Raw genomic sequence first — 22,321 nt, forward strand, 5'->3', positions numbered from 1 at the left:
GCATTTTTTAGGAGAGAAATACATGTATTACGGCTTTGATGTCGGTGGCACTAAAATTGAATTTGGTGCATTTAACGAGAAGCTTGAGCGTGTAGCGACGGAACGTGTACCTACACCAACAGACAACTACGAGCTGCTGGTTGATACCATTGCGGAATTGGTGAATAAATACGATACAGAGTTTGGCTGCGAAGGTACGATTGGTCTTGGCTTGCCAGGTATGGAAGACGCCGATGATGCAACGGTACTAACAGTTAACGTTCCTGCGGCAAAAGGCAAACCACTTCGTGCTGATCTGGAAGCTAAAATCGGTCGCAGCGTAAAAATTGAAAACGATGCAAACTGTTTCGCGCTTTCTGAAGCGTGGGACGAAGATCTTCAAGATGAACCATCTGTACTAGGTTTGATCCTTGGTACTGGTTTTGGCGGTGGCTTTATCTACGAAGGTAAAGTATTCTCTGGCCGCAACCACGTAGCGGGTGAGGTGGGTCACACACGTCTTCCTATCGACGCATGGTTCCACCTGGGTGAAAACGCACCATTACTTGGCTGTGGCTGTGGCAACAAAGGCTGTTTAGATAGTTACCTATCTGGTCGTGGTTTCGAGCTTCTTTACGCGCATTACTACGGCGAAGAGAAGAAAGCGATCGACATTATTAAAGCGCACGCAGAGGGTGAAGAGAAAGCAGTAGAGCACGTCGAGCGCTTTATGGAGCTGCTAGCAATCTGCTTTGCAAACCTGTTTACTGCAACAGACCCACACACCGTTGTACTTGGTGGAGGCTTATCTAACTTCGAATTGATTTACGAAGAGATGCCAAAACGCATCCCTAAACACTTATTGTCTGTGGCTAAGTGTCCTAAGATCATCAAAGCAAAACACGGTGATTCAGGTGGTGTACGCGGCGCTGCGTTCTTAAACATCAAGTAATGACTTAAACCTTACTCGATATAAAGTAAGAAGAAATTTAAAGCCCCGTTTAGACTTTCAAGGTTAAACGGGGCTTTTACTTATATACCTAAGTAATTTCGGTATGCTCGGGTATAGATCATGAACAAAAGTAGCATGCATAAAAAACTCACGACGAATCGTGAGTTTTCTGTTTGCAGCTAAGCTTATTTGTTCTTTTTGCCTACGCCTAGGTTTTCTTTTTGAGCTAGGGTGATTTTACTAAAGCCTAATTTTCTGAAGTAGTTGTCGCGGTAGTTGCGCACTGCTTTAGTGTCAGACACTGCTTCGATTTGTTGCTCCATCTTTAGGAACTCAGTGATATCGATACCTTCTGCCTCGGCAACTGCTTCTTGAATGTTGCGGTGTTGCTGGTATGAGAATGTCAGTTCTTTGTCTTGGTCTTTGTAAGTGTAAAGAATGGTGCGAGCCATAGCTGTCTCTCTGAAAAGGTTTCTGTATTAAACAAAAAGGCCAGACTCGCTGACCTTTGAATTTCTAGTTTGAGCTAGATTCTGCCTTGAAGTGGGATAATTGTCACGCTTTCTCCCGCTTTTACTGTATCAATAGCTGGGGAGATTTCGATCAAACAGTTTGCCTCACTCATTGAGCGCAAAATACCAGAGCCTTGCTTGCCTGTTGTACGAACGGTTAAACGGCCAGTTGCATCCAGTTCATAGACGCCACGGCTAAACTCGGTACGACCTTGTCGAGAGCGAAGGTTTTCAGTCGCGATGGCATTCACTTTCAGAGGCTTCCAGCCTTGTTCGCCTTGCATCTTACGCAGTGCAGGCTCGACAAAGTTAATGAAAGAGACCATCACGGCAACAGGGTTGCCCGGCAGACCAAAGAACGGCTTGTTGTTGATTTGACCAAACGCGAGTGGACGTCCCGGACGCATGTTGATTCGCCAAAAATCGATTTGACCAAGTTTATCCAAGGCAAGTTTGATGTAATCCGCATCACCAACAGATACGCCACCAGAAGTCATAACCACGTCCGCTTGCGCCGATGCGTTTTCCAACGCTTCAATCATTAACTGTTCGTTGTCTTCCAGAATACCGAAATCCAAGATCTCGCAGCCGAGCTTTTCAAGCATGCCCATGATGGTAAAACGGTTGGAATCGTAGATAGAATTCGCTTTTTGCTCTGTTCCCGGTGCTTGTACTTCGTCACCGGTGGAGAACACGGCAACTTTCAATTTGCGGAATACATTCGCTTCACCAAAGCCAAGCGAAGCGATCATGCCCATCTCTGGAGAGGCGAGGCGAGTACCTGCGGTAAAGACGTCACTGCCGATAGCGAGATCTTCACCTGCTTGACGAACGTTTTGGCCTGCTTTGATATTCGCACCGTTAAAAGTGACCTTGTCACCTTCTTGAATGGCTTGCTCACGCATGACCACTGTATCGCCGTTACGTGGTGTTGGTGCGCCAGTCATGATCTTAACTGCTTGACCAACTTCCAGAGGCTGCTCGTAAGCATGGCCCGCCATCACTTCAGCAACCACTTGGTAGCTATCACGGTCAACATCATCACTGCGGATGGCATAACCGTCCATCGCGGAGTTGGTGTATTGCGGCACATTTACTGGTGAAACGATATGTTCCGCAAGAACGCGGCCATAGGCGTTTTCAATCTTGCATGCTTCTATTTCCGAAACCGTGTTCACCAAAGAAAGGATTTTCTCTTGGCCTTGAACCACAGAAAGGAAAGCAGGAGAAAGGGTATCGCAACATGCGGCTTCTTTCTCTTTGTTTTTTGGTGCGTTCGCTTCTTGAACATACTGAATAACGAACTGAGCAATCGCTTCAAGATCATTGATGTTCATTTGTGGCAGTTCAGAGTCCAACTCGCCGCCGTCTGAAGCGATAGCGATGATGTTTTCATCGTTTGGATAAAGCCAAGGCTTGCCGACTTCTTCACGGTGCAATTCGATTTTAGGAAACGCGATGTTTTTGCAGCCTTCGACCAAAACCACATCAAGCATGTCTTCATCAAAACGTGTTAATAGGTATTCAAACTCCGCTTCGGCTTCTGGCGTTTCTGTCATTAACGCAAAACGGTTGCGAGAAGCAATCAGCATTTGAGATGCGCCAGCTTTGCGTAAACGGTAGCTGTCTTTACCCGGCTTATCGACATCGAAGTTGTGATGAGCATGTTTTAGCATGCCAATGCGCAGGCCCGCTTCAGTTAGCTTTGGCAATAGGGCTTCAAGCAGTGTGGTTTTGCCTGTGCCTGAATAAGCCGCAAAACCAAGAATAGGAATGTTTAGCGTGTGTTTCATGATTCTAATTGTCCAAATTGCGCCAGTTCTTCCGGAGTGTTCAAGTTGACGAAACAGTTTGGTGAGTCGCTAAAGTCAACGTAACTGGTGTTGCACTCTTTGTAGAGCAGAATGATTTTGCGGTCGCCACGTTCTAAAAACGCGGTGAGTTTTGGCAGTACGCGCTTGTGGTAGAGCGTAAAAACAGGTTGCTGATGGTCACCATCATGCGCGACCAAAATATCGCTGTCTTCTTTGACAAACTGGCAGAAACGCTCGACAAGGTCGGTGTTAATTTGTGGACTATCGCAAGGTACAAATCCGACCCAGTCAGTTTCAGCATGCATCAAACCCGCGTGAATACCGCCCATAGGCCCAGGGAAATCTTTGAATTGATCACTAAATACGAAACCAAATTTGCTGTACGCATCTTGGTTTCGGTTGGCATTAATTAAAATGCGTGGAGTTTGTGGAGATAAACGTTCAATAACGTGTTCGATGAGTGGCTTCTGATTTAACTCAATCAGACCTTTATCTTTTCCACCCATACGGCTGGCTTGGCCACCAGCCAAAATGACCCAACTAGTTTGTGTTGGTTGAAGCATATGCATTCTCTTGGGATGTTTCTTTTGGTATGACATACAACAGAGGAGACTCTATCAAAGTCTTGTCTTTAATCCACCACTGTTTTTTACATAAGTCGGTCAGTGCGTTGGCCTGATGGCTTGTCACCACGATACTGGAACCACGATCCAAAAGATCTTTCGCCATCACCACCAATCGTTCAATGGATTCTTGGTCTAAAGACGCACTTGGCTCATCCATCAACAAAATCGACGGTTTTAAGATCCAAGCCCTTGCCATGGCAACGCGCTGTTTTTCACCGCCGGACAACACGGAAATATGTTCGTCCGCTAAGGTTTCTAAACCTACCATGCGCAGCGCGTGAATAACTTGAGCTCGCTTATCTTTTTGCGTGTCTTGTTGATATTTCACTCCATAGACTACGTTTTCATATACAGTGCCGTCAAAAAGGTAAGGGGATTGGTGGAGATAAATCACATCGACACGACCATTGCGACGCGTCAGTCTTTTTAGCCACGTATCTTTTGGCGCAACAACATCACCAGTAGAGGGTTTGAGCAAGCCAGCAAGGATTTTGAGTAGGGTAGTTTTGCCCACACCATTGTCACCCTTGAGATAAATGGCATCATTTGGGCCGATGGCTAACTCAGGGATGTGGAAAAGCACACGCTCTTTAAAGCGCATGGATAACTGTTCGGCGGTGATTTTTATAGTCATAATTCGCCTCGACATGGGGTTAATGGTGAGTCGTTTGTTTGCTTCATGTTCTATGTTCTGAGGTAGCCTTTGCCTCTCATGCTTGATAAGAAGAAGTTTAGAGCCAACGCTAAAGATAGTAATACAATTCCTAATGCAACTCCTTGCGCAAAAGCACCTTTACTGCTTTCCATTGCGATAGCCGTGGGAATATTTCGCGTCACGCCCATAATGTTCCCACCAACCATCATTGAGCAGCCCACCTCGGTCACGATACGTGAAAACCCTGCAATGATAGCCGCAAGTAGAGGAAAGCGGGTTTCCCAAATCATCGTAGCTGCCAAGCGCGGAATGGAGACGCCCAGCGTGATGGCAGTTTCCACTGCACGACGGTCGCTAGATTGTAATGCACCATGCATCATCGATACCAAAACAGGGAAGCAGATCACCATTTGGCCGAAGATCATTGCCTTCTGAGTGAACAGCATTTGCCAGTCTCCCCAAGGGCCAGCACGCGACAGCAACATGTACAGCAACAGGCCAATCACCACGGTAGGGACCGCTTGCAGCGTATTTACGATCGACAACAAAAACCATTTACCGCGAAAGTCGGTATACGCCAGTACAAAGGACATCAAAATAGCCGGCAATACCACTAGGGATATTGCCGTGATAGAAACACTAAAGGAGACCGCAACGATCTCCCATAGGTCTGCATCAAAATTCACCAGTAAGCGAAGCGCTTCCAGTGTTGTATCAGCAAGATTCATATTGCGTTATTTGCTCTCAGCATTCGCAACAAACAGTTGTTTACCGTTTAGGCGGAAACCATTGATAAGTTCCTGTCCGCGAGGGTTTACCAACCAATCACTGAATGCCTTCGCACCTTGGTAGTTAATCGTTGGGTAACGCTCAGGGTTAACAAGAATAACTTGGTACGGGTTAAACAGTTTTTCATCGCCTTGGAACAGAATTTCTAGATCCAATTTGTTTTGGTAAGCCAGCCATGTGCCGCGATCCGTCATGGTGTAGCCTTGCATTTCAGACGCCATGTTTAGAGTTGGGCCCATACCTTGACCTACGCTACGGTAGCCACCAAAGTTCGGTTCGATTTTAGTTTGAGCCCAGAAGCCCATTTCTTTTTTGTGTGTACCAGAATCATCGCCGCGAGAGATGAACGTTGCGTTTTTGTTGGCGATCTCTTTGAATACATCTAACACGCCTTCGTCATTTTTGATTGTTGCTGGGTCAGCTTTCGGGCCTACAATCACAAAGTCGTTGTACATTAGCTTGCGAGGTAAAACGCCGTAGCCTTTCTCAACAAATGCGCCTTCAGCTTTTGGTGCATGTGTCATCACCAAATCTACGTCACCGTTTTCGCCCATTTTTAAGGCTTTACCAGTACCTGCAGCAATAACATCGACTTTGTAGCCCGTGTCTTTTTCAAATTGTGGAAGCAGGTAATCAAGTAAACCTGAATGGTAAGTACTGGTTGTGGTTGCAAGGCGAACGTGTTCTCCGTCTTGAGCAGAAAACGCAGAGTAACTTACAAGCGTGATTGACGTTGCAGCCAGAGTTAGCGCAATTTTTTTCATTTTTATGTGTTCCTTTCCAATGATTCTTTGGAATCTCTCCAGGTTTTAGGGAGAAGCCTTTTTGGACGAGAGCGATTAGCGTAATACGCAAGTTGTCTCAGGGTGTTGGAATAAGCAAACATCAACATCCTGAGATCACTTAAATGCGCTCCGTATCCACCTTATAGCAAACAAGATGCCAACCTTTTACAAGCTTAAAGTGCTTGGTATATGCACTAAATCATGGGGTTATTTGCATAAAAGTTTGCGTTGGTACAAAATGTCGCACTTTTTGTAGGGTATCTCTGTTTAAACTTGGTACACTCTGTCCCATCGAAATCCATCTGGGGTAAATATGTCTACTCAATCCCATCTTAGTATAAACCAACAATATAGCGCCTTTTCCGTACTGGTCGTCGATGATGAATTAGGCATGCAAGCCATCTTGAAAAAGGCATTGGGTAAGCTTTTTTCACATGTCGATACAGCTGGTAGCATCGAAGAAGCAGAACAACTGCGTAATTCTCGACATTATGATCTGATCTTACTGGATATTAATCTGCCAGGGCGTTCTGGAATTGAGTGGGAAGAAGCGTTTGAAGATGATGACAAACGTGCCGATGTGATTTTTATGACGGGTTATGCGGATTTAGAAATTGCCATTCGAGCGCTACAGCTCGGTGCTTCCGACTTTATCCTCAAACCATTCAACCTTGAGCAGATGTTAAAAGCGGTCAGTCGCTGTATGGATCGCCGTTTGAACGAACGCATGCAGTACGCCATGACACGCGATTACCAGCGTCACAATACCTCAGAGATCATCGGCGGCTCAGAAAAAACGCGTCTGCTTAAGCAACTTATTAACCAATTTGCACCATCACGCGCTTCTGTTTTGGTGGAAGGTGAGTCGGGTACAGGTAAAGAGCTAGTTGCACGAGGTATCCACCAGGCGAGTGGGCGAACGGGCCCGTTTGTGCCAATCAACTGCGGCGCGATTGCACCTGAGCTTTTAGAGAGTGAGTTGTTTGGTCATACATCGGGCGCGTTTACCGGTGCAAAAAAATCGCGTGAAGGTTTGTTCCGTGTTGCTAACGGTGGCACCTTATTTCTTGACGAAATCGGGGAGATGCCACTTGCAATGCAGGCATCATTATTACGTGTGTTAGAGCAGCGTACGATTCGCCCTGTCGGTTCAGAAAGAGAGATCAGTATTGATGTCCGTATCGTAGCGGCAACCAACCGAAACCTGCAAGAAGAGGTCAATCAAGGTAATTTCCGCAGTGACCTCTATTACCGTTTAAACGTTCTGAAAATTGAAGTGTGTCCGCTGCGAGAGCGCAAAACCGACTTATTTGAGTTGGTGCCATTTTTCAGCAACATGCTGACGCGCGAGCTCGGTATGCCTGCGCCCAAATGGGCGCACGAGGACATGGAAGCCATGAGTGAGTACGATTGGCCGGGAAACATTCGTGAGCTGAAAAACTTGATTGAGCGTTGTATCTTGCTTGGCAAACCACCTGCACACTATTGGCGAGAGCTGAATGGCGGGCATTCACTGCCTAATGTATCGATTACTGTTTCTCACTCAGCTGAGTTACCAACCTTTAAAGAAGGCAAAGAATTTACTGGCGAGGGCTATCCAAACAGCTGGACGTTAAAAGAAGTCGAGAAAGCACATATTAAACAAGTCGTTAACTTGCACGAAGGCAACAAATCAGCCGCTGCTCGCGACTTGGGCGTAGCTCGCAAGACCTTAGAACGTAAATACAAAGAATGGGATTCTGAGGATGAGGAATATGCCGACTAACGGCCCACAGCACAAAGGATTGTCAAAATGGACGCACCGTTTTAAAACCATGGTGCGTTATCGTTTGTTATTCTTAACCTCTGCGCCGATTTTCCTCACGTTGTTAGCTCTGATCGGCATTACCATTTATTGGTCTATTCATTACACGTGGCAAAATGCGCTGCTTGATGTCTCGGAGCGTCTTGGTGTTGCAAATAACAGCGTAACGTTGTTACAGCAAAAGCAAGCCAATTACGTGCGGGCGTTTGCCGATTCGTACGATTTCCGTATTCGCATTAATCAAGGAACGCCACAAGGTGACCTGCAAAAGTGGGTCACAGAGCAGAAGAAAAGATATGCTTTAGATTTTCTCTCTTTCCAACGCGTTAATTCCATGGAAAACAAATTCCGCTTTATGGATCTCACCAAGCGCGAATCGTTTTTTGATGTACTCAATAAAGAAGAACTCGAACGCCTCGATCCTGAACTCGCCAAACGAGCAGAAGTGCCTATTCTTGCTGATGGTGACAGGGAGGCGCGTGGGTTAGTCAGTCGAACCGTGATTCCGGTATACAGCCAAGCGAACGATTTGATCGGCTTTCTTGATGGTGGTTTGCTCCTTAACAACAGTACAGTGTTGGTGGATCAAATCCGCGATCTCATTTACTTAAGTGATAATGACCGCCTTCGCCCTGTGGGTACGTTGACTGTGTTTCTCGATGATTTGCGTGTGAGCACCAACGTTCCTTTAGACAGCGATCATAGGCTAGGGCGCGCCATAGGCACTCGCGTGAGCGCAGAAGTGTATAACCAAGTACTTTCGAAGGGTGAACAGTGGGTTGACCGAGCATATGTGTATGACGCTTGGTATATTACGGCGTATCAACCAATCAAAGACCAATACGACAATGTTATTGGTATGCTTTATACCGGTTACCTAATGTGGCCACTCGTTAAAGCCTACATGACCAACATTGCCGAAATCAGCTTGATTACGGTTATGTTATTGCTGGTTTCTGGCGTGATGGTATATCGCGGTTCTTATGATCTGTTTCGACCGATCGAACGCATTCACAAAGTGGTGAAGCAGGTCCAACAAGGTAAAGAAAAACGGATTGGCCCGTTAGGATTAGATGCCGATCATGAACTTGCGCAGTTAGCCAGACAGTTTGATGATATGTTAGACGCGCTAGAAGAGCGCAAAATTGAACTGAAAAACTCCGCAGCTCAACTTGAATGCAAAGTTCAAGAGCGTACGGCAAGCCTGAGAGAAAAAACCCAAGATCTTGAGCTGCATATTCAATTGCTTAACCAAACTCGCGACAAACTCGTTGTTCATGAAAAACTGGCAGCATTGGGAGAACTCACCGCGGGGATTGCTCACGAAATTAATAACCCAACCGCCGTGATTCTTGGCAACGTAGAATTGATCCATTTTGAATTGGGTGACGATGCAAGTCGAGTACAAGAAGAAATTGATGCGATTCACGCGCAAATTGATCGTATCCGCAATATCACACGCAGTTTATTGCAATACAGTCGACAAGGCGGTGTTCAAGATGAAATCACTTGGCAACATGTCAATCCTATCATTGATGAAAGCATCACCTTGGTTAAAACTGGCACCAAGAAACGCGACGTTGAGTTTGTGACTGACCTACAAGCGCATACGTCCGTTGAGATAAACCGTCACCACTTGCTACAAATCTTAGTTAATTTGCTAATGAACGCCATTCACGCAATGAGCGGTAAAGGAACTTTAACAGTAGTCAGTGAAGACTGGATTGAAGAGGGCGAAGTGAAAGGAGCTGCGATTCATGTTATTGATGAGGGCTGCGGTATTAAACCAGAAAACTTGAGTCGAATCTTCTCGCCATTTTACACAACGAAACGAGAAGGCACAGGGTTAGGGCTATCGGTTTCCCAAAGTATTCTCAGCCAAACGGGTGGTGAGTTAAAAGCAGAGTCTGAATGGGGAAAAGGCAGTAAATTCAGTATTTATTTACCTAAAAAAGCCGAACTGATCCTAGAGGTGACGAACATCGCTTAGTCACTTTTTTGAAGTATTAATGGAAAAAGAGCCACTGACGATAGTGGCTCTTTTTTGTATTTGATGACGCATTTATGTTTACGCTTTTGCTTCTTAGAAACCTTACAATGATTTCACTTGGAGTGAATTAATAAAAACAACACTTGCAGTATGTAGCATGAACAAGTACCGTTGCCCGGTTTTTCTAAATACACCCCAATTGCTAAGGTAAAGGTTTTGATCTCCACAGCGAATATTACTCAACAATTCGGCGCTAAGCCGCTATTCGAAAACATTTCAGTTAAGTTCGGCGAAGGCAATCGCTACGGCTTAATTGGAGCTAACGGTTGTGGTAAATCAACCTTTATGAAGATCCTCAGCGGCGAGCTTGAGCAAACCAGCGGTAACGTAAGCTACGATCCAAACGAGCGCGTTGCAAAACTGAACCAGGACCAGTTCGCTTACGAAGAATTTACGGTAATCGATACCGTTATCATGGGTCATAAAGAGCTATGGGAAGTGAAGAAAGAGCGTGACCGCATCTACTCACTTGCTGAGATGAGCGAAGAAGACGGCATGAAAGTGGCTGACTTAGAAGTTCAGTTTGCTGAAATGGACGGCTACATGGCAGAAGCCAAAGCGGGCGAGCTTCTTCTTGCTGTAGGTATCCCAATGGAGCAACACTTCGGTCTAATGAGTGAAGTAGCACCAGGTTGGAAACTTCGTGTGCTTCTAGCGCAGGTTCTATTCGCAGACCCAGATGTGATGCTTCTTGACGAACCTACCAACAACTTGGACATGGACACTATCCGTTGGTTGGAAGACACGCTAAACGCACGTAACTGCACAATGATCATCATCTCGCACGACCGTCACTTCCTAAACTCAGTATGTACGCACATGGCTGATTTGGATTACGGTGAGCTACGTGTTTACCCAGGTAACTACGATGAGTACATGACGGCGGCTTCTCAAGCTCGCGAACGTCTACTAAACGACAACGCGAAGAAGAAAGCACAAATCGCTGAGCTACAAACGTTCGTTGCTCGTTTCTCTGCAAACGCATCGAAAGCAAAACAAGCGACATCTCGTGCTAAGCAAATCGACAAGATCAAACTGGATGAAGTTAAAGCGTCTAGCCGTCAAAACCCATTCATTCGTTTCGAACAGTCGAAAGAGCTGTTCCGTAACGCTCTGATTGTTGAAAACCTAAGCCAAGGATTCGAAGAGGACTTGTTCTCAGACTTCAATGCAATTTTTGAAGTGGGTGAGCGCGTTGCGATCATCGGTGAGAACGGTGTGGGTAAAACAACACTTCTAAACACGCTTGCTGGTGTGCTTGAACCGCGTGCGGGTGAGTACAAATGGTCTGAAAACTCAAACATCGGTTACTACTCGCAAGACCACGCGCATGACTTTGCAGAAGACATGAACCTAACGGATTGGATGGGTCAATGGCGTCAAGAAGGTGATGACGAGCAAGTCGTTCGTGGTTTCCTAGGTCGTATGCTGTTTGGCCAAGACGACATTAAGAAGTCAGTAAAAGTACTGTCTGGTGGTGAACAAGGTCGTATGCTGCTTGGCAAGCTGATGATGCACAAGCCAAACATGTTGCTAATGGACGAACCAACCAACCACATGGATATGGAATCGATCGAATCTTTGAACACTGCGCTTGAGCAATACAAAGGCACGTTGTTCTTCGTATCTCACGACCGTGTATTCGTAGACTCACTAGCAACGCGTATTATCGAAATCCGCGATGGTAAAATCACAGACTTTAAAGGCACTTACTCTGAGTTCCTAAAATCTCGTGGTGTTGACGCGTAATTACTCGCAAAGCGTTTAAAAAGCAAAAGCCTCGCTATTTAGCGAGGCTTTTTTGATATTTGGCCTTAATCCTTAAACTGACCGGTTATATACGCATAGAGCCCGACCACGCCAAAGGTAATAATCATAGAAAGCATGATACCGCTGGGCGTAAGCAGAAAATTCCACAATTGGTCATTATTCATAGTCCACATCCTCTGTGAATCCGCATTATTGGTTTTAGTTTACACTGAAAAGGTGTTATTGGTTGCCTTTTACATCAAATTCAACCTTGTCGGCTCCTGTAAACACTTGGAAGCGCAAACCTTTCGCACGCGCAATGGTTGTAATACCAAATTGCTTCGCTAGATCTAACCCCATTTGAGTAACGCCAGAGCGAGAAAGCAGAACAGGAATGCCCATTTGAGCCACTTTAATCACCATCTCTGATGTAAGGCGACCAGTTGTGTAGAAAATTTTATCTTCACCTGTTTCTTCTTTGAGCCACATCTCACCTGCAAGTGTATCCACTGCGTTGTGACGGCCGACATCTTCCACAAATGACAACACTTCATTACCTTTGCAAACCGCACAGCCGTGTACTGCGCCCGCTTTTTTGTAGGTGTCGTTGTAATGAGTTAACGCTTCCAGCGCAGAATAAATTTCTGACTGCTTAAGAGGAACTTGAGGCACTTGATAATTTTCAAGCTGCTTCATCACGTTGCCATACATAGTGCCTTGGCCACAACCTGAGGTGACGGTTTTCTTTTTCAGGGCGCCTTCTAAGTGTTCAGTGTTTTCTTTAGTAATCACCGCTGCGGAATGCGTTTCCCAGTCAATAATAACGGATTCAATCGCGGCTGGGTCGGACAGGAAGCTTTGGTTTTTTAAATAACCCAGTACTAGTGCTTCTGGACGCGAACCTAGCGTCATGAGCGTGACCACTTCTTTCCAGTTCAGCATGACCGTAAGAGGACGCTCGCACGCGATTTGCTTTGTCAGTTTTTCGCCGTACTCGTCGTACACATCGACTTCAATGGTTTGCAGGGGATTTTCACTGGTTTTAATAATGTTTGGTTTCAGCACAGTCGTGTCCTAGTGATTAAGAGCGTTAGGTTGCTACGCATTTTAGCTTGTTAAGTGGCTAGCAAATCTCATTCCAAAATAGCGGTTCCCACAGAAATTGCGAGGTTTTATGTCAACAATGCATTAAAACTGCGAGTTCGCAGTAATGACACATCAATACATTTGAGTTTCGTCTAGTTTGGTACTTATAGCCTGAGGGAGTATATAGACTAAGTTATATCAGCTTGGCGCGTTTATTGCTTCGAAGACAATAAAAATGGTCGAAAACGGGGGCAAAATGTCCTGTGTGTTTTCAGACCAAAAATAGAAAGACTGGGTGAGTTATGTCGGATAAGAAAGATTTCGAAAAAAATTACGAAAAGACTGAGGATACATGGCCAATCGGCGTAGAGCTTGTTGAGCATGAGATCAGTACAGGGATTTGGGTGACAACCCAATGGCAGTTGACAGGATTTGCGCTGAATCCGACGGAAGAGACTCCAGATGTTTGTCCGTTGCAATTACATAAAGATGAACGTACAGACTACCGCTTTAACTTAAGCTCTCTGCAACCTAAACTCTTTTTAGTGATGGATAACGTCGAGTCTGGTGAAAAACCAGCGATACAGTTACTGACGGCTTCACAATCTGTTGCGGCGCAATATATGGATGGTGATAACCTTGTACTATCTAACGATATGCCGTTAGCCGTTCAGGCTTGGATGGAAGCCTTTATCGGTCGCCACGGTGAGTTGTTAGAAGTAAGACGTAAGAAACGCAAAGGAGCGGGCAGAGCAAATGGCAACTAGTTTTTTAAGCCGTTGGTCGAAACGTAAGTTAGAAGAATCTTCCCAACATGATGAAGAGATCACGCCGATAGCAGAGACGGCGCAATCCGAAGATAGTGTCACAGCGCTTTCAAACGCTGACGAAAGCTCAGATGCTTTGAACGTCAATGAGGATAGTCAGGCTCCAGACATTACCGCGAGTGTAGAGACTGAAAAAACCGAAGAAATGTCTGTGGCGCAACTGCTGGTTTCTGAAGCCTCAGAAAGCGTCAAGAAAGCTGCGCTGCGCAAAATGTTCTTGTCCGAAGAATTTAACGTGCGTGACGGCCTAGACGATTACGATGATGATTACAGTAACTTAAAGTCACTTTCTCAAGACGTCGCTGAGACGCTGCGTGATTGGGTTAAAGACAAAGTGGAAGACGAACCAGACGCTGAAACTGCGCAAGGGTCTGAGCTTAACGTTAACGATATCGCATCTGGGGTAGTTGAAGACGCAGAGTCAAACACCGACAAAAGTGGCCAAATTACTCAATATGAAAATGAACTGTATATAAATACAGTTCCTGGCGAAAGTGATACTTTTGCTGAAGAATCACAGCCTAACGAGGTGAGACAAAATATACCACACAAAGAATAGGTACATTTTGACTAAACACTCAATGAGCCGGCTGAGACAAAATGTCTCAACCGGTTTTTTTATCCCTACTATTTGTCAGTAAAATTGATAACCTATTGATTTTTAGTTGATATTTTATTGGCATGACACTTGCTATCTGTTGCTCAATACCAATCTGGTTGAAGTTAGTACGGACGCACTGCGTAGTATTCATCGCCTATAGATGGCGGAATAAGAATGCTCATTGATAAGTTAATCAGCAGAATCTCCGGCGCTAACTACACTAAGAGATGGAAAAGACTATCCATGTTCATAAATGGAATTGAGCAATGCTGAAACAATTATTAGAACAAGCAACTTCCAATAACGGTAAAGCGAGGCTGTACGCTTTCGAAAATACCGTAGAGTTGACCAATCTTATTCCACCAACCGTAAGCTATGAAAGCGGTGGTAATACTTTGATTGTGGGCCCAACAGCAATCATCGAAAGTGCGGCAGCGCAATTGTCGCAAATGAACAGCCTAACGCTGCTTTCTACCGATGGCGAAAAGGGCACAAATCCCGAGCTTTATTACGCCAATTCGGTTCAGGTTTCAGGGTTCTTAGGTACGTTTGAAGTTCTGATTGAAAATCATGGTTCGACCAACAATCTTGCCAAGGTCGCGATCAATAGCGATTGTTTCGATATCGTACTCGATCTTTGCCTTAACAGCTGCATGTCGGAAGAAGTCCCAGTACCGGGCTACTACCCAGTAGGTCGTGGCTATCCGAAACTGGCTGAAGCGTTGGAAGAGATTCCAACCTTAATGGGGACGTTCGATAAACCGAAATTCTTCCGTTTAGATACCGATTTATGTGCACACAGCTCTCGTGGCGTAAAAGGTTGCGAACGGTGTGTGGATGCTTGTCCGGCAGGGGCACTATCGAGTGAAGGCAGCGACAAAACGGGCCATCGCATCGAGATCAACCCATACCTATGTCAAGGCGTGGGTACTTGTGCTACAGCGTGTCCGACAGAAGCGATTCATTACGCACTGCCAAACCCTAAAGATACGCAAAAGTTTATTGAACGTACGCTCGCCAACTATGAGCAAGCGGGTGGTTTAGATCCTATCGTATTGATTTGCAGTTCTCGCCACGAGAGCTACAACGTGATGGCACTAAAAGCACTGCCAGATAATGTGATTCCAATTGTGGTGGAAGAACTGCCTTCGGTTGGTATTGATACTTGGTTCGCCGCGCTTGTGAATGGTGCTACTCAGGTGTTGTTTGCGGCTTCACGTTTTATGCCTCAAACCATTATTCGTGTGCTTAATAGCGAAGTAGGTATTGCTCAAGAGCTGCTCGGTCAGCTTGGTATCGCCAAAGAAACCATCGACATTCTGTATCTAGAGTCACTACGTGAAGGTGCTCCGACACTTTGTACCGAGTCTTTTGATTTGGCACTAGGAGACTTGCAAGGCAACAAACGTCAGCGTCTATTTACGGCGTTGGATGCGTTGTCCGCATCACGTATTCCAGTTGAGAACATTGTTGAACTTCCAGCGAACGCACCTTACGGCACAGTCTCTTGTGAAAGTAAAGGTTGTACGTTGTGTATGAGCTGTGTGGCGGTGTGTCCAACACGTGCATTGCATACGGACGGTCGATCTCCGTCGCTTAAATTCGTCGAGCAAGACTGCATTCAATGTGGGCTGTGCGAGAAAGCGTGTCCAGAGAAAGTGCTGACGCTTACTCCTCGTATGAACTGGGTGAAAGAAGAACGCCAGAAAGCGGTTGTGATTCATGAAGAAAAGGCAGCCGAGTGCATTCGTTGTCACAAGCCCTTTGCTCCGCAATCGATGATCGACATGCTACAAAACAAGTTACGCGGTCACTCTCATTTCTCTGATGAAGCGGCGATCAATCGTATCGCGATGTGTGAAGACTGCCGTGTGATCGACATGTTTGAGTCGATGGCAGAAGACCCAATGAAACAATTAAAATACTAGGAGCTCGCAGTGGACACACAACAAGAACAAACACTGAGAACAGACATTTATCTCGTTCTATCTGCACTTTTTCGTAGTGCGCCTAGTGATGAAATGCTGGCGTTCCTGAAATCGCTAGAAATTGAACCGTCTGAGAGCGCGATGCAAAAAGCTTGGCTCGCACTGCAACAAGCCGCGAACGAAGCGCAGCGAGAAGCGTTAGAAGAAGAATATCAAGATCTGTTTATTGGCATTGGACGTGGTGAAGTTGTGCCATTCGGATCTTGGCATCGCACTGGCTCGATGATGGAAAAACCGTTAGCGGAAATTCGTCGCGATTTGGATCTTTTAGGCATCGAACGAGAAGAGAACGTGAAAGAGCCTGAAGACCATATTTCTGCACTGTGCGAAGTGATGGCAATGCTGACAGGTGAAGAGGAAGAACTTCAACAAGCGGTGTTTAACAAACACATTGCTCCTTGGTTCCAATCTTTTACGCGCCAACTAGAGAGCGCCGAAAGCGTGAACTTCTACAAGCCAGCTGCACAGCTTTGCGATGCATTTTTAACGTTAGAGCAAGTCCGCTTTAGCGTGAACACCAAAAGCAGTAAGAACAAATTAAAAATTGATGTGAAAAACGTCACTGATTACGAGTAATCGAGCAGTACTTGGTCATATCGATAGAGAGGCATGAGTCTCCAAAGATCTACCGTAAGGTAAGGAAGCAATGATGAAAGATAATAAAGAAATAAACACAAGCCGTAGGGATCTCCTAAAAGGCTTCACAACCGCTGCCGTTGCCGGTGCTGTTGTTGCGGGAACCACGAAAGTGGCCGTTGCTTCAGAAACGGTTGAGCCTTCTGAAAACGACGTGAAGAAGAAAGGGTATCGTGAAACTCAACACATTCGCGATTACTACGACACACTTTAGGAGATAACGGATGAAACTTGTCAAACGCTCCGACAGTGTGAGCAAAGAAACGAACCAGCTTGGCGTATCTCGTCGTGCATTCATGAAAAACACTTCGCTTGCCGCTGGTGGTGCAGTGGTTGGTGCTAGTCTATTCGCACCGGGAATGATGAAAAAAGCGCAAGCAAAATCAGTCGATCCAGAAGCGAAAACAGAAGTAAAACGTACTATCTGTTCTCACTGTTCAGTGGGTTGTGGTATTTACGCAGAAGTTCAAAATGGTGTTTGGACGGGTCAAGAGCCTGCATTCGACCACCCATTTAACGCCGGTGGTCACTGTGCAAAAGGCGCAGCACTGCGTGAACATGGCCACGGTGAGCGCCGTCTTAAATACCCAATGAAGCTTGAAAACGGTAAGTGGAAAAAGCTTTCTTGGGATCAAGCGATCGAAGAAATCGGTAACAAGGTGATGGACATCCGCAAAGAGTCTGGGCCTGATTCGGTTTACTTCTTGGGAAGCGCAAAGCACAGCAACGAACAAGCGTACTTGTTCCGCAAAATGGCATCACTTTGGGGTACGAACAACGTTGACCACCAAGCGCGTATTTGTCACTCAACAACCGTGGCGGGTGTAGCGAACACTTGGGGGTACGGTGCGATGACCAACTCTTTCAATGACATGCACAACTGTAAGTCGATGCTATTCATTGGTTCAAATCCAGCTGAAGCACACCCAGTAGCGATGCAGCACATTCTGATCGCGAAAGAGAAGAACAACTGTAAGATCGTCGTAGCGGATCCTCGTCGTACACGTACGGCAGCAAAATCGGATCACTATGTATCACTTCGTCCTGGTTCTGACGTAGCATTCATTTGGGGTGTGTTGTGGCACATCTTCGAAAACCAATGGGAAGATAAAGAGTTCATCCGTCAACGTGTATTCGGTATGGATGAGATCCGTGCTGAAGTGGCGAAATGGACGCCAGCAGAAGTTGAGCGCGTAACAGGCGTAAGCGAAGAAGACGTTTACCAAACAGCAAAACTGCTTTCTGAAAATCGCCCGGGCTGTATTGTTTGGTGTATGGGTGGTACTCAGCATACTACTGGTAACAACAACACACGTGCTTACTGTGTGCTTGAGCTAGCGCTTGGAAACATTGGTAAATCAGGCGGCGGTGCAAACATCTTCCGTGGTCACGATAACGTACAAGGCGCAACCGACCTTGGCGTGCTCTCTGACACGCTACCGGGCTACTACGGCCTTTCTGAAGGCGCTTGGCGTCATTGGTCAAAAGTGTGGGAAATCGATTACGAATGGATCAAAGGTCGTTTCGATGACAACGCTTATAGCGGTCAGAAACCAATGCACAGTGCAGGTATTCCTGTATCTCGTTGGGTTGATGGTGTACTGGAAAACAAAGACAACATTCGTCAACGCGAAAACATCCGTGCAATGTTCTACTGGGGACACGCAGTGAACTCTCAAACACGTGGTGTTGAGATGAAAAAAGCGATGCAGAAGTTGGACATGATGGTGATTGTGGACCCATACCCAACGGTTGCTGCGGTAATGAACGACCGTACCGACGGCGTTTACCTGCTTCCTGCAACAACACAGTTTGAAACACACGGCAGCGTTACCGCTTCTAACCGCTCTCTACAATGGCGTGATCAGGTGATTGAACCTTTGTTTGAATCAAAACCAGACCACGAAATCATGTACCTGCTTTCGAAGAAACTGGGCTATTCCGATCTTCTGTTCAAAAACATCCGTGTTGAAAACAACCAGCCGGTGATTGAAGACCTAACGCGTGAATTCAACAAAGGCATGTGGACGATTGGTTACACAGGCCAAAGCCCAGAGCGTTTGAAAGCGCACCAACAAAACTGGCATACGTTCCACAAAACCACATTGGAAGCGGAAGGTGGCCCTGTCAACGGTGAAACCTATGGTCTACCTTGGCCATGCTGGGGCACACCAGAAATGAAACACCCAGGTACACACATTCTGTACGATACGTCAAAGACGGTTGCAGAAGGTGGCGGTAATTTCCGTACGCGCTTTGGTGTGGAATTTGAAGGCAAGAGCCTTCTTGCAGAAGACAGCTACTCGAAAGGCTGTGAAATCAAAGATGGTTACCCAGAGTTCACTGACAAGTTATTGAAACAACTTGGTTGGTGGGACGACCTAACTGCTGAAGAGAAAGTGGCAGCAGAGGGTAAAAACTGGAAGACTGACCTTTCTGGCGGTATTCAGCGTGTCGCGATCAAGCACGGTTGTATTCCATTTGGTAACGCGAAAGCGCGTGCGATTGTTTGGACGTTCCCAGACCGTGTGCCACTGCATCGTGAACCACTTTACACACCACGTCGTGACCTTGTAACGGACTACCCAACTTGGGAAGACAAAGATGCAATCTTCCGTGTACCTACGTTGTATAAATCCATTCAAGAGCAGGACAAATCGGGCGAGTACCCAATCGTTCTGACTTCTGGCCGTCTGGTTGAATACGAAGGTGGTGGTGAAGAGACGCGTTCAAACCCTTGGCTTGCCGAGCTTCAACAAGAAATGTTTGTTGAAGTGAACCCGAAAGACGCGAACGATCTTGGCTTCAGAGATGGTGATGATGTTTGGGTTGAAGGTGCAGAGAAGGGACGAATCAGGGTGAAAGCGATGGTAACACGTCGTGTGAAACCTGGCTTGGCGTTCATTCCGTTCCACTTTGGCGGTAAGTTCGAAGGTGAAGACCTACGTCCTAAATACCCAGAAGGTACACAGCCTTACGTTGTTGGCGAATCGGCTAACACGGCAACCACTTACGGTTACGACCCGGTTACCTTGATGCAGGAAACCAAAGTAACCCTATGTAACATTCGTAAAGCGTAAGGAGTCTGACAATGGCACGAATGAAATTCCTATGTGACACCAAGCGCTGTATCGAGTGTAACGGCTGTGTTACTGCATGTAAGAACGAAAACGACGATGCGCTTGAATGGGGCATTCAGCGTCGCCGCGTGGTAACACTAAACGACGGTGAAGCTGGTGAAAACTCTATCTCTGTTGCTTGTATGCACTGTACCGATGCGCCTTGTATGGCAGTTTGTCCAGCTGATTGTTTCGAACATACCGAAGACGGCATCGTTCTTCACAATAAAGATCTGTGTATCGGTTGTGGTTACTGTTTGTTTGCTTGTCCGTTTGGCGCACCTCAATTTCCTAAACAAGAGGCGTTTGGTGAACGTGGCAAAATGGATAAATGTACTTTCTGCGCGGGCGGCCCAGAAACAGAGCCTGGCTCTGAGGAAGAACGTCAAAAATACGGTGCGAACCGTATCGCAGAAGGCAAGTTACCGATGTGTGCATCGCTTTGTTCAACCAAAGCGCTGCTTGCGGGTGACGCAGAGAAAGTCTCTGACATTTTCCGTCAACGTGTGGTAGAACGCGGCGCGAAAAACGCAGGTTGGACAGACGGAAACGATCTTTCTTACGATGCGACGAAAAGCTAAGTAAGGAGAGGCACATGTTAAACACGCTTAAACGTGCATCTCTAGCAATGTTGTCAATGATGACGGCATTGCTGCTGACTTTTGCAATGCCTGCTTCAGCAGAGGGACAATCTTCTAAAGTTATTCAACAGGAGATCACGCAACTCGCCGGGGCAGACTATTGGCGCGAAGTCAGAGAGGGGCAAGAAGGCTACACCACGTCTCAATCGCCAGAACATGGCGTATTGATCAGTAAACCTGGTGAGACTTGGTACATTCTAAAAGAGAAATGGATGTCTCCTGCTGGTGCTATCGCGATTTTCGGCAGTATCGCGATGGTTATCATGGCTTACGTATTCGTTGGTCCTTTGATGCTTAGCAAGCCGCGTACTGGTAAAAAAATGAAGCGTTGGTCTCGTTTAGACCGCGCGCTTCACTGGAGTATGGCGTTTACATTCTTAACTCTGGCATTCAGTGGTTTGATGCTGGTTTACGGTAAGCACTTCTTAAAACCGTACGTTCCTACTGAGTTCTGGGGCTTTATCGTCATGTTGGCGAAGCAGTACCACAATTACATGGGACCATTGTTCTTCATTTTACTGATGCTCGTGCTCTTTAAATGGTGGCGCAAGTCGATTCCAAACATGACTGATGTTCGTTGGTTTATGAAAATGGGCGGCATGGTTGGTAAACACAAAGGCACACATCCGTCAGCTGGTTTCTCAAACGGTGGTGAGAAGGCAATCTATTGGTTGTTAATCTTCTTTGGTGCTATCGCGGCAGTGAGTGGCTTAGTTCTGGACTTTCCTATCTTTGGCCAAACTCGCCGTGACATGGAGCTTTCTAACTTAGTTCATGCGATTTCGGCGCTGATTCTAATCTGTGGCTTTATCTTCCACATCTATATTGGTCTATTCGGTATGGAAGGTGCGCTAGAAGGCATGGTGACAGGTGAAGTTGATGAAACATGGGCGAAAGAGCATCACGATCTTTGGTATGAAGAAGTGAAATCCAAAGAAGCAATGGGCGAAACAGATACGGCACAAACGGAAGTAAAAGGAGCGAAAGCGAATGAACAAACCTCATAACGGGATTTGGGTTGCGTACATCCTGAGCTGTCTGACCCCGTTTACGTTTCTGATCTCAGGCGTTATCGCAATTATCTATGCGGGTTACCGATTAGATAAGGGAGAAGACAGCGACGTAGTGATTTCTCATTACTACGGTTTAATTCGCACCTTCTTTCTCTACCTGACGTTTTTTGTTGTGTTGATCGTCACCGTCGCGACTTCTAACGGTGTACTCGTTGGCGTGAGTGATTATTGGTTGCATAGTACTTTGCTTGAAACCATCGCTTACTTTATTCCTTGGGTAGGGATGGTGTTTGCTGCATTAGCCATCTTGGTGTGGTTTATACGAATGTTTCAAGGGATGCAGCAACTGCTCAATAACCAACCACACAGACCATCGACAGGTCCAAACCTTTAATCAGTATTCTTTAAGCAAAACCGCCGTAATAGGCGGTTTTTTTGTTGCTGTTTTGTCTCAAATATGAAGCGTTGCGTCGCAGTGGTGATACTTGATGCAACTTTTTGAGTGAATTTACGTAACTGGGCAGAAAATCATAGTTAAGTAAGAAACATGTAAAAAAATCGCGTCACGATGAGACATTAGTCTCACTCACGCTATTGTTCATTTACTCAGGATTCATCGTCCCGTTAAAGTACGCTGCGCTCAGAAATTCAAAGAGTTGCATACGTGAAAATTGCCATCAATACATTCAGTCTAC

At 46.1% G+C, this 22,321-nt stretch carries 20 protein-coding genes; 13 read left to right on the forward strand and 7 right to left on the reverse strand.

The window, feature by feature from the left end; translation table 11 throughout:
- The first annotated feature begins 22 nt into the window (after nucleotides 1-22).
- Complete coding sequence (nagK, locus tag R7O12_RS06770) at nucleotides 23-931, forward strand: N-acetylglucosamine kinase (protein ID WP_005377586.1); 909 nt, start codon at nucleotides 23-25, stop codon at nucleotides 929-931.
- 185 nt (nucleotides 932-1,116) lie between these two features.
- Here nagK and R7O12_RS06775 read toward each other — a convergent pair whose 3' ends face one another.
- The 6 genes from R7O12_RS06775 to R7O12_RS06800 form a co-directional block, all read right to left on the reverse strand.
- A complete protein-coding gene (locus R7O12_RS06775) occupies nucleotides 1,117-1,383 on the reverse strand; it encodes a DUF2960 domain-containing protein (RefSeq protein ID WP_005377584.1) in 267 nt (88 codons plus the stop codon).
- A 74-nt stretch (nucleotides 1,384-1,457) separates the two neighbouring features.
- Nucleotides 1,458-3,236 carry a bifunctional molybdopterin-guanine dinucleotide biosynthesis adaptor protein MobB/molybdopterin molybdotransferase MoeA gene (locus tag R7O12_RS06780; RefSeq protein WP_130544940.1) on the reverse strand — a complete coding sequence of 593 codons (1,779 nt, stop codon included), beginning with the start codon at nucleotides 3,234-3,236 and terminating at the stop codon, nucleotides 1,458-1,460.
- Nucleotides 3,233-3,820, reverse strand: coding sequence for a molybdenum cofactor guanylyltransferase MobA (gene mobA / locus R7O12_RS06785; protein WP_005377572.1), 588 nt, complete (start codon nucleotides 3,818-3,820; stop codon nucleotides 3,233-3,235). Before mobA ends, R7O12_RS06780 begins: the two co-directional genes overlap by 4 nt.
- On the reverse strand, nucleotides 3,798-4,517 hold the full coding sequence (locus R7O12_RS06790) for an energy-coupling factor ABC transporter ATP-binding protein (RefSeq protein WP_025766658.1): 720 nt from the start codon (nucleotides 4,515-4,517) through the stop codon (nucleotides 3,798-3,800). Before R7O12_RS06790 ends, mobA begins: the two co-directional genes overlap by 23 nt.
- A 50-nt stretch (nucleotides 4,518-4,567) precedes the next feature.
- A complete protein-coding gene (locus R7O12_RS06795; protein ID WP_005389524.1) occupies nucleotides 4,568-5,266 on the reverse strand; it encodes an ABC transporter permease in 699 nt (232 codons plus the stop codon).
- A 6-nt stretch (nucleotides 5,267-5,272) separates the two neighbouring features.
- The gene (locus tag R7O12_RS06800; RefSeq protein WP_005389522.1) at nucleotides 5,273-6,091 is read right to left on the reverse strand and encodes a substrate-binding domain-containing protein; all 819 of its coding nucleotides are present in this window, start codon (nucleotides 6,089-6,091) and stop codon (nucleotides 5,273-5,275) included.
- Nucleotides 6,092-6,425: 334 nt separating this feature from the next.
- Between R7O12_RS06800 and R7O12_RS06805 the strand changes: the two genes are divergently transcribed.
- The 3 genes from R7O12_RS06805 to R7O12_RS06815 all read left to right on the forward strand — a co-directional run bounded on the left by R7O12_RS06805 (nucleotide 6,426) and on the right by R7O12_RS06815 (nucleotide 11,715).
- Complete coding sequence (locus R7O12_RS06805; protein ID WP_318125713.1) at nucleotides 6,426-7,877, forward strand: sigma-54 dependent transcriptional regulator; 1,452 nt, start codon at nucleotides 6,426-6,428, stop codon at nucleotides 7,875-7,877.
- On the forward strand, nucleotides 7,867-9,906 hold the full coding sequence (locus tag R7O12_RS06810; protein ID WP_318125714.1) for a cache domain-containing protein: 2,040 nt from the start codon (nucleotides 7,867-7,869) through the stop codon (nucleotides 9,904-9,906). The genes R7O12_RS06805 and R7O12_RS06810 overlap by 11 nt, the downstream gene beginning before the upstream one ends.
- Nucleotides 9,907-10,122: 216 nt before the next feature.
- Nucleotides 10,123-11,715: an ABC-F family ATPase gene (locus R7O12_RS06815; protein ID WP_222716689.1), complete on the forward strand. Its 1,593-nt coding sequence runs from the start codon at nucleotides 10,123-10,125 to the stop codon at nucleotides 11,713-11,715.
- Between the two features lie 240 nt (nucleotides 11,716-11,955).
- Here R7O12_RS06815 and R7O12_RS06820 read toward each other — a convergent pair whose 3' ends face one another.
- Nucleotides 11,956-12,780, reverse strand: coding sequence for a formate dehydrogenase accessory sulfurtransferase FdhD (locus R7O12_RS06820; RefSeq protein WP_017820681.1), 825 nt, complete (start codon nucleotides 12,778-12,780; stop codon nucleotides 11,956-11,958).
- 323 nt (nucleotides 12,781-13,103) lie between these two features.
- Between R7O12_RS06820 and R7O12_RS06825 the strand changes: the two genes are divergently transcribed.
- The 9 genes from R7O12_RS06825 to R7O12_RS06865 all read left to right on the forward strand — a co-directional run bounded on the left by R7O12_RS06825 (nucleotide 13,104) and on the right by R7O12_RS06865 (nucleotide 22,020).
- Nucleotides 13,104-13,568, forward strand: a complete 465-nt coding sequence (locus R7O12_RS06825; RefSeq protein WP_017634910.1) for a DUF3305 domain-containing protein — start codon at nucleotides 13,104-13,106, stop codon at nucleotides 13,566-13,568.
- Nucleotides 13,558-14,187 carry a DUF3306 domain-containing protein gene (locus tag R7O12_RS06830; RefSeq protein WP_053307092.1) on the forward strand — a complete coding sequence of 210 codons (630 nt, stop codon included), beginning with the start codon at nucleotides 13,558-13,560 and terminating at the stop codon, nucleotides 14,185-14,187. The genes R7O12_RS06825 and R7O12_RS06830 overlap by 11 nt, the downstream gene beginning before the upstream one ends.
- A 308-nt stretch (nucleotides 14,188-14,495) precedes the next feature.
- Nucleotides 14,496-16,157: a 4Fe-4S dicluster domain-containing protein gene (locus R7O12_RS06835; protein ID WP_182016361.1), complete on the forward strand. Its 1,662-nt coding sequence runs from the start codon at nucleotides 14,496-14,498 to the stop codon at nucleotides 16,155-16,157.
- Nucleotides 16,158-16,166: 9 nt separating this feature from the next.
- Nucleotides 16,167-16,793 carry a molecular chaperone gene (locus R7O12_RS06840; protein WP_017820684.1) on the forward strand — a complete coding sequence of 209 codons (627 nt, stop codon included), beginning with the start codon at nucleotides 16,167-16,169 and terminating at the stop codon, nucleotides 16,791-16,793.
- A gap of 73 nt (nucleotides 16,794-16,866) precedes the next feature.
- On the forward strand, nucleotides 16,867-17,067 hold the full coding sequence (locus R7O12_RS06845; protein WP_005377542.1) for a twin-arginine translocation signal domain-containing protein: 201 nt from the start codon (nucleotides 16,867-16,869) through the stop codon (nucleotides 17,065-17,067).
- A 10-nt stretch (nucleotides 17,068-17,077) separates the two neighbouring features.
- Nucleotides 17,078-19,933: a formate dehydrogenase subunit alpha gene (locus R7O12_RS06850; RefSeq protein ID WP_318125715.1), complete on the forward strand. Its 2,856-nt coding sequence runs from the start codon at nucleotides 17,078-17,080 to the stop codon at nucleotides 19,931-19,933.
- 11 nt (nucleotides 19,934-19,944) lie between these two features.
- A complete protein-coding gene (gene fdh3B, locus R7O12_RS06855; RefSeq protein WP_005377536.1) occupies nucleotides 19,945-20,553 on the forward strand; it encodes a formate dehydrogenase FDH3 subunit beta in 609 nt (202 codons plus the stop codon).
- A 14-nt stretch (nucleotides 20,554-20,567) separates the two neighbouring features.
- Nucleotides 20,568-21,620 (forward strand): formate dehydrogenase subunit gamma, encoded by a 1,053-nt coding sequence (locus tag R7O12_RS06860; protein WP_318104581.1) that lies wholly within the window; start codon nucleotides 20,568-20,570, stop codon nucleotides 21,618-21,620.
- Nucleotides 21,604-22,020, forward strand: coding sequence for a hypothetical protein (locus R7O12_RS06865; protein WP_086046762.1), 417 nt, complete (start codon nucleotides 21,604-21,606; stop codon nucleotides 22,018-22,020). Before R7O12_RS06860 ends, R7O12_RS06865 begins: the two co-directional genes overlap by 17 nt.
- The last annotated feature ends 301 nt before the right edge of the window (nucleotides 22,021-22,321 follow it).

The organism is Vibrio sp. Vb1574 (assembly GCF_033338675.1).

Bases quoted from the DNA above. Each gene is read 5' to 3' on its own strand.
- R7O12_RS06860 (WP_318104581.1), top strand. From the start codon at position 20,568: ATGTTAAACACGCTTAAACGTGCATCTCTAGCAATGTTGTCAATGATG.
- R7O12_RS06825 (WP_017634910.1), top strand. From the start codon at position 13,104: ATGTCGGATAAGAAAGATTTCGAAAAAAATTACGAAAAGACTGAGGAT.
- R7O12_RS06800 (WP_005389522.1), bottom strand. From the start codon at position 6,091: ATGAAAAAAATTGCGCTAACTCTGGCTGCAACGTCAATCACGCTTGTA.
- nagK (WP_005377586.1), top strand. From the start codon at position 23: ATGTATTACGGCTTTGATGTCGGTGGCACTAAAATTGAATTTGGTGCA.
- mobA (WP_005377572.1), bottom strand. From the start codon at position 3,820: ATGCTTCAACCAACACAAACTAGTTGGGTCATTTTGGCTGGTGGCCAA.
- R7O12_RS06845 (WP_005377542.1), top strand. From the start codon at position 16,867: ATGAAAGATAATAAAGAAATAAACACAAGCCGTAGGGATCTCCTAAAA.
- R7O12_RS06795 (WP_005389524.1), bottom strand. From the start codon at position 5,266: ATGAATCTTGCTGATACAACACTGGAAGCGCTTCGCTTACTGGTGAAT.
- R7O12_RS06805 (WP_318125713.1), top strand. From the start codon at position 6,426: ATGTCTACTCAATCCCATCTTAGTATAAACCAACAATATAGCGCCTTT.
- R7O12_RS06810 (WP_318125714.1), top strand. From the start codon at position 7,867: ATGCCGACTAACGGCCCACAGCACAAAGGATTGTCAAAATGGACGCAC.
- R7O12_RS06850 (WP_318125715.1), top strand. From the start codon at position 17,078: ATGAAACTTGTCAAACGCTCCGACAGTGTGAGCAAAGAAACGAACCAG.
- R7O12_RS06865 (WP_086046762.1), top strand. From the start codon at position 21,604: ATGAACAAACCTCATAACGGGATTTGGGTTGCGTACATCCTGAGCTGT.
- R7O12_RS06775 (WP_005377584.1), bottom strand. From the start codon at position 1,383: ATGGCTCGCACCATTCTTTACACTTACAAAGACCAAGACAAAGAACTG.
- R7O12_RS06830 (WP_053307092.1), top strand. From the start codon at position 13,558: ATGGCAACTAGTTTTTTAAGCCGTTGGTCGAAACGTAAGTTAGAAGAA.
- R7O12_RS06835 (WP_182016361.1), top strand. From the start codon at position 14,496: ATGCTGAAACAATTATTAGAACAAGCAACTTCCAATAACGGTAAAGCG.
- R7O12_RS06790 (WP_025766658.1), bottom strand. From the start codon at position 4,517: ATGACTATAAAAATCACCGCCGAACAGTTATCCATGCGCTTTAAAGAG.
- fdh3B (WP_005377536.1), top strand. From the start codon at position 19,945: ATGGCACGAATGAAATTCCTATGTGACACCAAGCGCTGTATCGAGTGT.
- R7O12_RS06780 (WP_130544940.1), bottom strand. From the start codon at position 3,236: ATGAAACACACGCTAAACATTCCTATTCTTGGTTTTGCGGCTTATTCA.